10 protein-coding genes are annotated in these 14,351 nt (G+C 69.1%); 4 read left to right on the top strand and 6 right to left on the bottom strand.

Annotation, left to right across the window (positions count from 1 at the left end; translation table 11 throughout):
• Positions 1-925, top strand: a 925-nt coding sequence (locus tag D7V88_RS03335) for a hypothetical protein (RefSeq protein WP_120539130.1), incomplete at its 5' end; no start/stop codon positions are given.
• Between the two features lie 76 nt (positions 926-1,001).
• A complete protein-coding gene (locus D7V88_RS03330) occupies positions 1,002-1,394 on the top strand; it encodes a hypothetical protein (protein ID WP_120539125.1) in 393 nt (130 codons plus the stop codon).
• A 68-nt stretch (positions 1,395-1,462) separates the two neighbouring features.
• Here the strand turns inward: D7V88_RS03330 and D7V88_RS03325 are convergent, their stop codons facing one another.
• From D7V88_RS03325 to D7V88_RS03300, 6 genes are all read right to left on the bottom strand, one after another.
• Positions 1,463-3,013, bottom strand: a complete 1,551-nt coding sequence (locus D7V88_RS03325) for a carboxylesterase/lipase family protein (RefSeq protein ID WP_120539124.1) — start codon at positions 3,011-3,013, stop codon at positions 1,463-1,465.
• A 137-nt stretch (positions 3,014-3,150) separates the two neighbouring features.
• Complete coding sequence (locus D7V88_RS03320) at positions 3,151-4,710, bottom strand: AcvB/VirJ family lysyl-phosphatidylglycerol hydrolase (RefSeq protein WP_244237951.1); 1,560 nt, start codon at positions 4,708-4,710, stop codon at positions 3,151-3,153.
• On the bottom strand, positions 4,707-7,253 hold the full coding sequence (gene mprF / locus D7V88_RS03315; RefSeq protein WP_120539123.1) for a bifunctional lysylphosphatidylglycerol flippase/synthetase MprF: 2,547 nt from the start codon (positions 7,251-7,253) through the stop codon (positions 4,707-4,709). The genes D7V88_RS03320 and mprF overlap by 4 nt, the downstream gene beginning before the upstream one ends.
• A gap of 156 nt (positions 7,254-7,409) precedes the next feature.
• Complete coding sequence (locus D7V88_RS45445) at positions 7,410-7,766, bottom strand: DUF2019 domain-containing protein (RefSeq protein ID WP_372241064.1); 357 nt, start codon at positions 7,764-7,766, stop codon at positions 7,410-7,412.
• Positions 7,767-7,777: 11 nt separating this feature from the next.
• Positions 7,778-9,178: a hypothetical protein gene (locus D7V88_RS03305; protein WP_147448585.1), complete on the bottom strand. Its 1,401-nt coding sequence runs from the start codon at positions 9,176-9,178 to the stop codon at positions 7,778-7,780.
• A gap of 678 nt (positions 9,179-9,856) precedes the next feature.
• Positions 9,857-10,723 carry an alpha/beta fold hydrolase gene (locus D7V88_RS03300; protein WP_120539120.1) on the bottom strand — a complete coding sequence of 289 codons (867 nt, stop codon included), beginning with the start codon at positions 10,721-10,723 and terminating at the stop codon, positions 9,857-9,859.
• 418 nt (positions 10,724-11,141) lie between these two features.
• Between D7V88_RS03300 and D7V88_RS03295 the strand changes: the two genes are divergently transcribed.
• Together D7V88_RS03295 and trhA are read left to right on the top strand one after the other, a co-directional pair.
• A complete protein-coding gene (locus tag D7V88_RS03295) occupies positions 11,142-13,313 on the top strand; it encodes a methyl-accepting chemotaxis protein (protein ID WP_120539119.1) in 2,172 nt (723 codons plus the stop codon).
• Positions 13,314-13,452: 139 nt separating this feature from the next.
• Positions 13,453-14,088: a PAQR family membrane homeostasis protein TrhA gene (gene trhA / locus D7V88_RS03290; RefSeq protein ID WP_120539118.1), complete on the top strand. Its 636-nt coding sequence runs from the start codon at positions 13,453-13,455 to the stop codon at positions 14,086-14,088.
• The last annotated feature ends 263 nt before the right edge of the window (positions 14,089-14,351 follow it).

Here is a 14,351-nt window from a genome sequence, read left to right as displayed (position 1 = left end):
CAGTGGCTCCCGCCGCACCTCCGACACCTTTGAATCCGCGCCCGCGAGCCGCCGGGGAGGCCCCGCGCTGGGTTCGCCCGCGCCGGTGGCCACGCCCACCCCGGTGGGGACGGCCGGAACCCCGGTGGCGACGACCGACACGGTGGCCACGTACCAGTCGGGTCCTCCGCAGCGGCCGGCCATCCACCACGACAACGGCTTCCTGCAGAACCCCAACGACCCCGACGATCCGAACCCCATCGCCACGCAGAGCCCGGGTCTGAGCGACTACGCGGCGCTGGCCGAGTGGGAAGTGAAGCTGCGCGGGGCCCGCGCCCTCCAGGGCGTGCCGGGCGTGCCGCACAACGACATCCCGGACGGGCTGGACGCGTACGACCACTTCCTGCACGGCGGCGGGAAGGACTCGCAGTTCAGCTACGAGCGCTTCGTGTCCACGGACCCGTCCGGCCAGGCGGTGCTCACCAACTCCACCCGCGACACGCAGCAGGGCGCGGAGGCGTACTACAACCAGTTGGTCGCCAATGATCCGTCGCTCGCCGGCAAGCCGGTGACGTTCCAGATCACCGGCTCGCCGATTGGCGTGGGCTCCAGCGAGCAGTTCCCGTACCCGGAGACGGAGAACTGGCAGAAGGCCATTGGCGGCCACTCCATCTGGAACAGCGCCACCGTCACCGTCTATCCCCCGGAGCAGCCGGGCGGCAAGCCGCGCTTCGAGATGGACATGACGCTGCACGCGGAGGACCGCTACAACTTCAACCCGGACCAGGCGGACATCGCCACCGGCACGCCGGACGCGGACAACGGCCGCTTCGAGCAGACGGGCCTGGGCCACCAGTACACCAACCGTGCTGAGCTCCAGCGTCATGTCACCTGGACCCAGGGGAGCCCCGAGAATGCGGTGTCGCGTCCCATTGGCGGCCGTTAGCCGCGCGCTCGCTTCCACCCTGCTGCTGGGGTGTGTTTCGCTCGCCTGTGACAAGCCCGCTGCCGGGAGTGAATCCATGACGACGGAAACGGCCGCACCGGCCGCCAAGACGGGGACGGACCTGGAGACGTTGGAGAAGAGCGTCGCGCTGCCGCGCCGTCCCCAGGCGGTGCAGTGGCGCAAGTCCCTGCGCGGCATCCAGGGCGGGCTGGGGCCCAGCGACACGCAGCTCATCGCCGTGTTGGAGTACCCGGCCGCGGAGGCCCAGGCCCTGCTGCCCACGCTGAAGGCCACGCGGCTGACGGTGAAGGTGGACGACGGTGGCTGGCTGCCGGAAGCCACCCGCGAGGCCCTGAAGCAGGCCACCGCCTATGAGGCGACGCCCTTCTTCAAGGGCTCGCTGCGCCAGGGCACCGTGTTCCACCTGCCTCAGTCGAACACCTTCGTGCTGGTGCTCTTCAGCACGTAGCGGGAACGACGGGGCCCGGGCGCCCTTTCGCGCCCCGGCCCCCGTGACGACTTCGCGCGGTCCGTGGACTACGGCCGCGTGCCCACGGGCTTGGACCGCTTGGGCTCCGTCGGGGAACGCCCGGAGCGCTGGTCGGAGGGCGCGCCGTCGGTGCCGTTGATGATGGCGCTCGCGAGCAGGAAGGCGTTGAGCCGCAGCAGCATGAAGTTCTCTTCGACCTTCGGCGGCTGCTGCGCGCGCATCAGGAAGTCCTTGCCCTTCTCATGGCGGGGCCATTCCGACGCGGACGCGGGCGCCGCCGTCCTGGCGAAGTCGATGAGCCAGCCACTCACCTGGCGGGCGTAGGAGCGGTCCTCGTCGCTGATGATCTCCTGCGTGGGCGAGCACCGGTCCGCCGTTTCGAGGAAGTAGGGAATCTCCTCGCCGTGGCGGACGCCGTGGGGCCGCTCTTCGCGCAGCCGCGTGGCGGTGTATTCGAAGTAGCAGCGCCACACGTGGGACGCCTTCGAGTGCAGGTCCGCGATCTGCCGGGGGATGAGGGTGAAGAGGATGTCGCGGCACACCTGGCGCGCCAGCTCCACGTCGTCGTTCACGCCCGGGTAGAGCAGCTTGATGGGGACGCCCTTGTCGCGCAGGGCCTGGAGGATCTCCATCGGGTCGCGCCCGAAGGCCTCCATCACGCTGACGTCGTCGTTGGTGCTCCCCAGGATGAGGGGCACGCGCGCCTGCTGCTCGGCCTGGAACGTGGCCAGGATGGACTGCGGCAGCACGGAGTCGCCGCTGATGGCCACGGGCGCGGTGGACGTCTCCGCGGGCTGCTTCCAGAACTCCTCCGCGGGCAGCGCGCGCAGACGCGCGGGCGTCGCCTCGGCGTCCGGGACGCCCATGCCCCGCGTCAGGGCCCCACCCCTCAGCAGCGCCTGCTCCAGGGGGACCTCATCCAGCCCGTACACGCTGAGCGCCACGCCCCGGTGGAAGTACGGGCGCGCCTGCTCCATGCAGAACAGCGACAGCACGCTCTTGCCGCCAGCGGACTGGCCCACGAGGGTGACGCGGCTGGGATCGCCGCCGAAACGCTCGATGTTGCGGTTCACCCACTGGAGCGCCGCCAACTGATCCAGGAGGCCGAAGTTCGCCGGGCCCTGCTTGCGCTCCGCCTCCAGGGCGGGATGGGCGAAGAAGCCCAGGTGGCCCAGGCGGTAGTTGAACGTGACGAAGACGGCATCGCGGGAGGCCAGCGGCACGCCGTCGTACGGCGGCAGGCCTCCGGCGCCAATGACGAACGCGCCGCCGTGGATCCACAAGATGACGGGGAGCTTCGCCTGGGCGTCCACGCGGGGCGTCCAGACGTTGAGGTAGAGGCAGTCCTCGCTGAGGGTACCCGGGTCGCCACCTCCGCCTTCGATGCAGGCCTCGCGCGACTGGAGCGACGCATTGCCAAAGGCAGTCGCCTCACGGATGTGCTTCCAGGGGACGACCGCCTTGGGGGCGCGCCAGCGCAAATCCCCCACGGGGGGCTGGGCGTAGGGAATGCCCTTGTAGGCAAACACACCCTCTTCCGCGGTGCCACGAAGCTGCCCTTCGACCGTGCTGACGACGGGTGCGGACTGTTTGACCATGGTTTGAACCCCCCAGAGGCCCGCTCACCAGGAACGGGCGGATGCGAAGTAGAGGTTCAACCGATGCAAGTCAATGCATCACCTTCCAAAGACAGACACCCGTCCTCCATCCGACGAAGGTCTGCGACCCGGGAGCATCAGGGAGAAGCCATACCGAGCGCCCCGAGCACGAGGCGCGCGAGGCCCGCGTAGTCCCCATCGAAGTGGTGTCCACCCTTGAGCATTTCCGCGCGGACGCCGGGCACGTCGGAGAGGGAGGGACAGAGGCTGTCGGCCAGCTCCTCGTCGCCGTAGAGGCAGAGCACGGGCGTTCCCTTCAGGGCCTGCACGTCCGGGAGCACCGGGTGCGTGGGGCGGCCCCTTCCGCCGAAGATGTCGGTGACGTGCACCTCGAACTCCGCCTGCCTTCCAGGCGCGAGCAGCGCGAGCAGCCGCACCCGGCCACGCAGGTCCACCGGAAGGCGCGAGGCGATGGCCGGCACCACGTCCGCGCCGCGCGAGTAGCCCAGCAGCACCACGCGCTGCTTGCCCCACGCGGCCAGGAAGTGCCGCAGCACGCGGGCCACGTCCGCGGACGTCTCTTCCGGCGTGCGGCGCTTCCAGAAGTAGCGCAGCGAGTTGAAGCCGATGACAGGGATTCCCTTCGCGGCCAGGGACTCGGACATGGCCTGGTCCAGGCTCGCCCAGCCGCCGTCTCCGGTGACGATGAGCGCCAGCGTGTCGCCCTGGGTCTGGGCCATCGACGGGACCTCCACCAGGGGCAGGCCCTCCACGGATGTGTCCCCCGCGAGCGCGCCGGTCCCTGCGTCCGGCAGGGGGTGGGCGGTGACGGGAGGAAGCTGCTCGGCGGAGAGCGGCACGCCCGCGGCGGCGTATGCGGCCAGCAGCGGGACCTGCCATACGGACACGGGCATGTGGCGCAGGCCGGGACCGGGCACCGTCACCACGCGCCCGGACTCGAGCGTGCGGGTGAAGTCCTTCGCGGCCTTCGCGCGGTGGGCGGGGTCGTGGTCCGCGACGAGCAGCACCCAGGGCTCGGTCAGCACCCGTGCCGGGGAGAGCCTTTCATGGGTGCCTTTGTCGGCGCGGGAGCGCACGAGGCCCGAGCCCGGACAGAAGGCCGCGGACGTCGGAAGCTCCGGAGTGAAGTCCACGCTCACCGCCCCCCGGAACGTCCCCGGAGGAGCCTGGGCCAGCGCGGCGTAGGCCAGCGCCGCGCCCGTGCCATCGCCTACGAGGATGGGGTGCAGGTATTCGGGCAGCTTCGCGTGTTGCTGATAGCCCTGGCTGAGCACCTCCAGGTCGCCGGCCGGATACGCACAGCGTCCGCCTTTCTCCAGCGCGCGCAGGTACGCGTTCGCATCCACCGCGAGCACCAGCGCACCGTGCGAGGCCAACACCAGGGACAGCTCCGCGCCCCGGCCCTGATCCGCGGGCCCGTCCGCCAGCAGCAGCGCCACCGTCGAGGGCGTCCCGGAGGGAGTCACCACCGTGACGTGGCCGAAGCGACCTCCGGGATGCAAGGTCTCCACCCGAGGCGCGGCGGGTGCCTGGGCGGTGGAAGCCACCTCTCCATCGGAATGCGACGACTCGACTCCTGGCGCGGTGGGCGAGGCACAGGTGCGAGCCCACGGAATGAGCGCGAGGGACAACGCCATCACCGCGCCCACCACGAACCAGCCTGCACGGTGTTTCATCGCGCCACCACCCCACCCAGCCCGCGAGACACCAGCGACGCCACGCCCGTGAGCACGCCTGGAAGCGCCAGCCCTCCTGGCGAGGCCAGGTAGCGCGGCGCCCACTCCGGGCGGAATTTCTCCTTGTACTGGCGCAGGCCCTGGAAGTTGTAGAAGTGCTCGCCGTGCCGGAAGACGAGCGCGCCCAGCCGGTTCCACACCGGTGCGAGCGTGCGCTCCTCGAAGCCGCTGAAGGGCGCCATGCCCAGGTTGAAGCGGCGGAAGCCCTGCTCGCGCCCCCACAGCATGAGCGACGTGAAGAGATAGTCCATGGCGCCGTGCGGACTGCCCGGCACGTAGCGCATGAGGTCCACGCTCAGCTCCTCCTTCGTGTCCGGGGCCCACACGTTGGCGAAGCCCGTAAGGACGCCGTCCTTGAACACCACGGCCACGGGGCCCTGCTCCAGGTAGCGCGGGGAGAACCAGCCCAGGCTGAAGCCCTTCTCGCGCGTGTGCTTCTCCGCGAGCCACGCGTCGGAGATGGCCTGGAGTCGGGGCATCCATTCCGGAACGGCCTCGCGGGGCTTCACCTCGAAGGTCCAGCCCTCGCGCTCCATCCGGCGCACGCCATGGCGCAGCCCCCGGCGCTCCGGGCCCTCCAGGCAGAAGTCCGCGAGCGGCACCGTGGCCTCCTCGCCCAGCTTGAGCAGCGTCAGCCCCAGGTCCAGGTAGCGAGGCAGCGCGCCCGGGCCCACCTGGTAGAAGCACGCCCAGCCATGGTGACGGTCCGCCAGTTCGCGGAAGCGCCACGCCAGCTCGGTCGCGGCTTCATCCGGGCCCACCGGGTCGCCCATGGACACCCACGCGCGGCCGGACACGCCGTACATGAGGAACGCGGAGCCCTCCTCGTTGAGCAGCAGGGACTTGTCCCCTACCAGGGCCAGCGAGGCCATGGACTCCGACGCGCTCGCCACCAGGGGCCGCACGCGCTGGAGCTCCTCGGGCGTGGGAGGGTGCGTGCGCGGCCCGGCGGGACGCAGCAGCGCGGCCAGTCCGAAGAGGGCCGTGGCACCCAGCACGCCCACGCTGGCGCGAAGGAAGCGCGGCGCGTCGCCGGAGAAGGTGAAGCGCCACCAGAGGTCATGGCTGTAGTCGACATGGCGGTAGGAAAAGAACCCCAGCCACACCGACGCGCCCACCACCGCCACCGTGGCCAGGAGCCACCCGGGGCTGAAGGCCTCCGCGAAGAGCGAGGTGTGTCGGTAGAACTGTTGATGGAACGGGGCCAGTGCCGCGGCCAGGACGAGCAGCAGCGACGCCTCCTCGTAGTCCACGCCCTTCACCACGGAGAACACGGCGCCCGCCACCAGCAGCACCTGTGTCAGCACATAGGCCGCGTCCAGGCGCCGCTGGAGTCCTCGCGCGAGCAGCAGCAGCGCGAGCCCCACCAGACTGCCCAGCAGGTGCGACACTTCCAGCAGCGACAGCGGCACCAGCCTGCGCAGCACCGCCAGCCGCTCCGCTTCCGCCGGGGTCGCGCCGGAGAACAGCAGCACCGCGCCCGCGACGAAGGCGACCGCCGACGCGGCCCAGGGCACCACGGGCGCGAACGAGCTGTGCACCGCCTTCGCCCACCGGGTGAGGTGGTGACGTCGCTGGAGCAGCTCATGGCCCGCGAGCAGCAGCGCCGCCACGGTGAAGGGCATCAGGTAGTAGACGAGCCGGTAGATGAGCAGCACGCCCACCACCTGGGGCGCCGGGACCCGGGGCGTGAGCGCCGACAGCATCACGGTCTCGAAGACGCCCAGGCCCGCGGGCACCTGGCTGGCGATGCCCGCGAGCTGCGCCAGCGCGAACAACGCGGTGAGCGACGGCAGCGACACCCCACTGTCCGAAGGCAGCAGCACCCACAACACAGACGCCGCGAGCACCCAGTCTCCGCATGACACCGCAAGCTGCGCCAGGGCCCGCGCGGGGGTCGGGAGGGTCCACTCCAGCCCGCGCACGCGCAACGGTCGGCGGACGAGGGCGCAGGCCGCGAAGTAACCCGCGAGCAGCAGCCACAGGGCCACGCCCAGCCCCCGCGCCAGGAGGGGTGAGAGGGGCAGCACGCCACCACCCCCCTCGACGAGCAACGACGTGCCGGTGACCGCGGCCAATCCCAGCCAGAACGTGAGCGCGTTGAAGGCGGACACCTTCGCGACATCCAGCGCGCTCAGTCCCCAGGCGGAGTAGAGGCGGTAGCGGACCGAGCCGCCGCTGAGGAACGAAGCGCCCAGGTTGTGTCCAAAGGCATACCCCACGAACGACGTGAACCCCACGCGCGCGTAGGGCAGCCGGTGCCCCGCGTGGCCCAGCGCCAGCACGTCGTACAGCGTGAGGGCCAGGTAGTTCACGACGGTGAAGGCCAGCGCCAGGAGGATGCGTCCGGTCGTCACGGCCGCGAGCCCCTCGGTCACATCCTCGCGCCGGAAATGAGACAGCTCGCGGTGCAGTACATATGCCGCCACGCTCAAAAGCAGCAGGGGCAGCGCGGTGATGAGGATTCGTTGCGCCTTCGGCATTCCCTCGGCCTCCCGAAGGAAGGACACAGCACTCCGCATGCCACCCACCGTCCGGGCGGACGGAGGGGCCGGGATGTGCCCGGAATGCCCCATCCGGGGCATTCCGCCCCACCCTGGCCCCTGATCATCTGCGGTTCCAGCAGCCGTGCAAGCAGCTCAATCCTCTGGCAACCGCCCTGCTCGCCACTCCCGGAGCGTCATCTCCGCATTGAGTCTGGAGGGACTGGGGGATGCGTGGCATGCGCGCTCAAGCACTTCTTCAGCCCGAGCTGGCGCGAACGACAGGGCATGAGAGGCCGCCCAGACCCGGACATCTTGTTCCTGGTGGTCCAACAACCGAAGGAGCGAGGCCTGGCCTTCTTCTCCACGAGTCCTCAGCTCCCCCCAAACAGCCACGAGTGTCTTCTGCTGTGCGTTCGCGGTGCGGAAATCGCCTTCCAGTGAAGCCCGCCCCTGTCGGACCGCAGCCTCCGCGTAGGCGGCTTCCAACTCGCTTGGCAATGCACGACGCATGGACGTGAGCTTCAAGGAGCGCCCCCGAGGTCCCTCATCATCTTCAATCCGAACTCTCTCTGTTCCACGAACGATTGTGGCCGCAACCAGTCGCGCACGGTCCTTCCTCGTGTGAATGGCTGGATTGAGGAATAGTAGCCGCTGATGCGTGAGTGAAGAGACTTGTCGAGCGGGAGGATGTTCTCGCGGTTGTGGAGTGCCTTCGGCCCGAAGCGCGCCACATTCCCGTCCGTCTGCTCCACGAGGTGGTGCCACTCCTTACCCTCCCCCGCTGAACCCATCGCCCGTTTGAAGGATTTGAAGGACGAGTACGCAGGAGTCCCACTCGCCGCCCAGGGAGCTGGCGATTCTCCACCGGCCTCCACGGTCGAATCCACTGCATCATCCACCCTTTGCAGGATGATGCCGGCTCCAGGCCCTCCTCCCAGCAACGCCGCCGAGCGGCCCACCGGCACCGCGATACGCTCCACAACCAATAGTCCGTCCGTGGAAAGCGACAGCACGGGCACCGTCGCGTCCACGCATGCCAGGGCGCGTGTCACCGTGCGAATGGAGGCAGAAGCCGTGCCCCAGAGCGCGATGACGTTCGTCATCACCCGGGCCGTCTCGCGGATCCGCTCGCCTGCGGTCATGTACTGGAAGCGTTCCCAATATTCGGGCGAGGACGAGAGGAGCGCCGCCATTCCCATTGGCAGATCTCGAAGTCCCGCGATGCTGTCCATGGGATGGGAAAGAAGCTGTCCCACGGCATGGTACATTTCGACGAAGGCATCCTCCGCGCCGTCCAGGGAGCGGTTGATGACATCCGCGTCATCGTACACCTCGGCCAGGGGCCGCCAGTCCGAGGCGCGCAGTTGCGCATCGACGCTGCGGAAGACGCCGCCCTTGCCACTGTAGAACCGCCCCAGTTCGAAGTAGCCCGCGCGGAACACCCCGTCCTTCCACACGACTGGGGCAACCTTCTGCTGAGTGCTTCCATCAAGGGCCCACGCAAGGTAGCCGTCCGGCCGCAGTACCGCCACCTGTTCACGAGCGAAGCGCGCCACCCGGCGCGCCATTTCCTCGCGTGATACTTCACCGTGCGCCAATACCTCGCGCAGGAGGAAGCCCGCCGCCATCCGCGGAGGGAAGGTTCCCAACGTCATCGGCTTTGCCATCAGTTCGCGCAGGACCGCGACTGCATCCTCGGGAGTGAAGGGATTTCGGCGGACGGGCAGTTCCTCCAGGTCGTCCAACCCCGCACGCACCAGGAGCTTTTCGAAGGAGTCCACATCCAGAAGACCCAGCTCCACGTACTGACGAAACATGTCCCCGGAACGGAGTTCGATCAGCGCCGTTCCCGGAGGCAGGCGTTTCGGACGCCGGTTCCGTAGATGTTCTTCTCCCCCATCGTCGGAATCGGCATCCTGCATCCCGGAGTTCCGTGACCTCCCGTCCACGACGATCGCTGCGGGAGTCGAGCGCTGGCGAAGTTCCCGAGTCCCCTTCCGCCCGGAGGACATCTCCACCCCAGCACATCCCGTGCTTAGCAGAGCCAAGCACAACATCAGCACGTCAGCGCGCATCACACCAAGCACTCGATTCTTCAGGGGGCAGCAGCAATCGTCCTTTGCCGAGGCCTCTGCGAAGTTTCTGTTGGGAGCCTACACGCTCCACGATAGAGACAGACTCCTGATGAGGAAGCAGAATCCATGCGCTTGCCGCGAGCAGGAAATCTCCGGACGGCTGTTTCTAGAGCGCCGAACAGCTTAAGAGCTTCTTTTGGAGGCGCTCGTCATCACCCATCGTGACGGTGCGGTCTCTGCCCGAGGCGGCCTGATTCACGGCCTCCAAGCAAGCCCAAAATAGACACATCAGGCATCCTCCGATATAGAAAAATTAATCTCTCTGCTTCGAAAGCTCTACGAGGGCGCAGGCAACATTCACGCACGACTGAGCGGACATCCCCGAACACTTGCTCGACTTCGCCCGCACAACCAAGAATTCAAATCAACCTCAGAAACACCCCGCCGCAGTCGTCTCCACATTGTTCAGAGCAACTGCGGGCACAAACCTACCGACAGGGCGCGGGTGTTCTGGATGTGCCATCGTCACGTAGGCATTGCAAGACCTTCCACTTGCCTCAAGGCCTCCGCACCGTCCAGATGCTCACGCAGGAGCGCGTTGACCTGCTCCGCGAAGCGCAACGTGACGCCATGGGAGGCATTGGGCACCTCCACGTAACGGGCTCCCGGGATCCCCGCCGCCAGCGCCTGCCCGGCGGAAGGCGGCGCGATGGGATCATGCGTGGCGCTCACCACCAGGGTCGGCAGGCCCGAGAACCCGCGCAGGAATGGTGTGGCATCCGCGCGGCCCATGGCCTGGAACTGTCGCAGCGCCACGGGAGGTTGATCCGCCAGGTCATGGCCGAACAGCGGCGCGAGTTGCTGCGCGAGCGCGTCCGGGTCCGCCTGGGCCAGTTCCCCGGGAGCCAGCACCATGCGGAGGAAGGCATGCCGGCGCATGCGCCGCGTCCCGAGCCGCGTCCGCAGTCCCATCGCGAGCATCCGCGGCGTCAGCCGGGTCGGCACCGCGCCCGACGCGAACGTGCACAGCAGGGCCAGGCTGCGCACCCGCTCCCGGACCCGGTGGGCGATGTACAGCGCCACCAGCCCGCCCAACGAGTGCCCCACCACGTGCGCGCTCGCCCAGCCCCGCGCGTCCATCAACGCGAGCACGTCCTCGGCCATCAACTCCACCGTCAGCGGCTCGCCCGGTGGCTGGCTGCCACCGAACCCCCGGTTGTCGAGGCAGAGGCAGTCGAACCGCGACGCCAGGCCCTCCACCTGGGGCCGCCACCCCTCGGCGCCAATGCCCACCCCCTGGATCATCACCACCGGAGGTCCGTCCCCTTCCACGAACCAGCTCAGTGTGCAGCCCCGGTGCGGAGTGCCCTGCCGGGCGGACGTGGCGACCATGATGGCTCCTGGAGAAAGGCGTGCGAGGTAGCACGCACGGTGAAGAAGAGGCTACCGCGTGGAGCGCACCGGCGGTGTTGCCTGGGGAGCAACAGCCCCTGCTTCCTCCCCTGCGCGTCCCTGCTCGCGCCACCCGCGCCCAACGCAGCAGGTCCACCGCCCCTGGACGCAGGGCACGCCCGGGAACCGGCCGTGTCAGAGAACCATTGCCGGCGTGAGACAACCCGGTGAGACACCCTCACGCCAAGGCGTCACATGAAAAACCCAGACGCCGGTTACATGTTTTACAGACCTGCTCCGCTGTCTCCCGCCAGGGGCTGCTCCTCGGGACATGAGAGGCGTGCCAGCAGGCAAGGCGGGCGAGGCATCAGGGACCCATTTTACAGAGGACCCCCAGGCGCTAGAGCATCTGTTTCAAATGGGTCAATCCTGCCTTTTCGTTCTCGACCGCCATCGCGGGTTCGCTCGCAACAAGAACATCCGGCCGTCGAATGTCTCACGGCTGGCGGCCCTGGGCACCGCGCTGCTTATGGTCCTCGCGGTGGCCCCCGCCGCGCACGCGGAGCCGACCCAGACGACGACGGTGCCCGCGCTCGAAGGCTGGCGCTTCCGCTGGGGGGATTCGCCGCTGGGGCCTGACGGCGTGCCCACGTGGGCGACGCAGGCGGAAGCGACGGAGGGTTGGCAGCCCATGACCGCGCTGAAGGAGCCGCCGGGTCGGGGCGACCGCACGATGCTCTGGGTGAGCATCCCGGTGCCCGCGGGCCCCTGGCTCGAACCAGCGCTCTTTCTCGGCAATGTCGCCAACGCCTTCGAGGCGTACGCCGGCGGGCAGCTCGTCCACAAGAGCGGGAAGCTGGCCCCCCAGGGGAAGGAGACGATGGCGAACATGGCCTGGCACGTGGTGCCCCTGCCGCCCTCCAGCGTGGGCCGGCATGTGCTCCTGCGCATCCAGGGCACCGGGCCGGCCATTGGCGTCACGCGCGACGCCCGGGTGGGTGGGCTCCATGAGGTGCTCGCGGCGGAGACGCGCAGGGGCCTTGCGCCCTTCGTCATGGGGACGCTGCTGGTGGCCATCGGCCTGACGTCCCTGGGCGCCGCCATCCTGCGCCGCCAGCAGCGGCTGCTCGTCGCGCTCGCGGTCTTCTCCTCGGGCTCGGGCATGCTCCTGCTGGGCGCCAGCACCCTGTCCACCGCGCTCTGGAAGTCGGAGGCCAGCGGCAGCGTCCTCACGCTGCTGGGCTCCTACGCCGTCCTCCCGGGACTCGCGTGGTTCATCTCCGACACCGCGGGCCCGGACAAGCTGCGCTGGTTCCGCCGGTTCGCGGCGGTGGTGACGATTCCCGCCGTCATCCAGGCCGTGCTCGCGCTCATCGACCTGGGCATCGTCTGGCGGCTGCTGCCCGCCTTCATCCTCTATTCGCTCCCCGGCCTCCTGCTCTGCGTCGGCGTCGCGGCGGTCCAGGCGTGGCGGGGCGACGTGGATGCGCGCATCTTCGTCGCCGGCCTCTGCGTCCTCACCTTCGTCCTCCTGCTGAGCACGCTGCCCACGCTCGGGCTGATGGAGCCCACCGACAGCCAGGTGCACTGGGGCTTCCTCGCGCTCACGCTGTCGCTCGTGGGCATCGTGGCGCGCCGCTCCTCGCTGGTGGTGCGCTCGCTGGCGGAGCACGCCCGGCTGCTGGATGCCCGGCGCAAGGAGGTGCGGGCCCTGGCCCAGAGCATGGGCCATGGCGCGAATGAGCTCGCCGCCGTCGTGCAGCAGCTTCGCACCACCAGCGAGGAGCAGACCGCAGGCATCAGCCGTCAGGCCTCCGCGCTCCAGGAGCTGGAGCAGACGGTCCAGGAGATCCGTCAGGGCTCGCACCTGACGGCCGACAAGGCCCGCCTGCTCGCGGCCTCGGCGGAGAGCGCGGAGCGGGTGGGACGCGAAGGTGGCGCGGCCATCGACCGCACGCTGTTGGACCTCGCGGCCATCCGCACCGAGGTGTCGGAGATGGCCGCGCGCATCCTCGCGCTCGATCAGCGCACGCGCGAGGTGTCCGGCATCGTGGACGACGTGAAGACGCTGGCGGATCAATCCAACATGCTGGCCATCAACGCCGCCATCGAAGCGGTGCGCAACGGCGACAGCGGCAAGGGCTTCAGCGTGGTGGCGAAGGAGATGCGCAGCCTGGCGGATCAGTCCATCCGCGCCACCCAGCGCATCCGCGACGTGCTCGACGGCGTGAGCGCGACCATGCGGGAGACGGCGAAGATGAGCGAGCAGGGCGAACAGCGCGTCCAGGTCAGCCTGAACGCGGTGCGCACCTCCGGCTCGCAGCTCCAGAAGCTCACGGGCATCATCGGCGACACCAGCGGCAGCGTGCGGCAGATCACCGAAGCCGTGGCCCAGCAGGACACGGGCACCTACCAGATTGCCCAGGCCATCCAGGAGCTGTCCGGCCAGATGCGGCGCACGCTGAAGGTCGTCGAGGAGACGCAGACCGTCACCCGCTCCGTCCAGACGCTGGCGGAGAGCATGTCGGGGATCGCCAGCCAGGCGCTCAAGTCCGGCACGCTGGACGAACAGCAGCCGGAGGCCGCCTGACGTCAGGGCGGGCACGAGGCCGGGGTGTGCCGGATATCGGACGGACCCGGGCGCGGGGGTGCCCACCCCTGGACGCCCTGATGCAAGCGCTCACCCGCTCGCTGACGAAACCATGACCTGCCCGGAGTAGGAGCAGCCCATGGACGAGTTGAAGCCCCGGCTGCGAGGCGTGTCACACATGCTCGCGTTCATCGCGGCGCTGGTGGCGTGCCTCCAGATGGCGCGGGCCCCCGTGCAGGGCGTGCAGTACGGGGCCAACCTGACGTTCGGCTTCAGCATGGTCCTGATGTTCGGCGTGAGTGGCACCTACCACTGGCCCACCTGGACGCCCGCGACCTACCAGCGCCTGGGGCGCTTGGACCACGCGGCCATCTACATCCTCATCGCGGGGAGCTTCACGCCCCTGGCCACGCTGGACCTGGCGGGGGGCTGGAGCCGGCAGTCGCTCTGGGTGATGTGGGGCGCGGCGCTCACGGGCGCGACGCTCACGCTCCTGGGCATCTCCACGTCGCGGGGGTTGCGCTCCGCGCTCTACGTCGCGCTGGGGCTCGTTTCGACGCCGGTGATGCTGCGGCTGTCGGGGGTCATCGGGCCTGTGCGGGTCCGCTGGCTCATCTTCGAGGGCGTGCTCTACGCCGTGGGCGCCGTGGTGTACGCGCGCCGGTGGCCGGACCCGAGGCCCGCGTTCTTCGGCTACCACGAACTCTTCCACGTGATGGTCATCGCCGCGGCGGCCCTGCACTACGTCATCCTGCTGGACGTGCTGGGCCGTTAGAGCGTGCCCGCAAATAGGTCGAGGGCGCCCGGCGTTGAGAGAGCATGAGCCGGGGCGAACTGACCGACGCGCAATGACGAGACTGCGGAGCCTGTCAACGTGAATGAGACAGTGAAACGGAGAGATTAGTGCGCAGCTCTCTGTGAGGTGGGGTGCGGCGCGGGGTTGTTGATCCAGACGGCGTTCGGAAGGGCCTGGGCCTTCGGCGGGCCGTGGGAGAAGCGCTCGGGGTGCGCAGCGAAGGCGGCGAGGACGGTGGCCAC

The sequence above is a fragment of the Corallococcus terminator genome, from assembly GCF_003611635.1.
GTDB classification, from domain to species: domain Bacteria; phylum Myxococcota; class Myxococcia; order Myxococcales; family Myxococcaceae; genus Corallococcus; species Corallococcus terminator.
Note: the sequence above shows the minus strand (reverse complement) of the source record. Positions and strands in the feature narration are given on the sequence as shown.

Bases quoted from the DNA above. Each gene is read 5' to 3' on its own strand.
- D7V88_RS03325 (WP_120539124.1), bottom strand. From the start codon at position 3,013: ATGGTCAAACAGTCCGCACCCGTCGTCAGCACGGTCGAAGGGCAGCTT.
- D7V88_RS03300 (WP_120539120.1), bottom strand. From the start codon at position 10,723: ATGGTCGCCACGTCCGCCCGGCAGGGCACTCCGCACCGGGGCTGCACA.
- D7V88_RS45445 (WP_372241064.1), bottom strand. From the start codon at position 7,766: ATGCGTCGTGCATTGCCAAGCGAGTTGGAAGCCGCCTACGCGGAGGCT.
- D7V88_RS03320 (WP_244237951.1), bottom strand. From the start codon at position 4,710: ATGAAACACCGTGCAGGCTGGTTCGTGGTGGGCGCGGTGATGGCGTTG.
- mprF (WP_120539123.1), bottom strand. From the start codon at position 7,253: ATGCCGAAGGCGCAACGAATCCTCATCACCGCGCTGCCCCTGCTGCTT.
- trhA (WP_120539118.1), top strand. From the start codon at position 13,453: ATGGACGAGTTGAAGCCCCGGCTGCGAGGCGTGTCACACATGCTCGCG.
- D7V88_RS03330 (WP_120539125.1), top strand. From the start codon at position 1,002: ATGACGACGGAAACGGCCGCACCGGCCGCCAAGACGGGGACGGACCTG.
- D7V88_RS03305 (WP_147448585.1), bottom strand. From the start codon at position 9,178: ATGCAGGATGCCGATTCCGACGATGGGGGAGAAGAACATCTACGGAAC.
- D7V88_RS03295 (WP_120539119.1), top strand. From the start codon at position 11,142: ATGGGTCAATCCTGCCTTTTCGTTCTCGACCGCCATCGCGGGTTCGCT.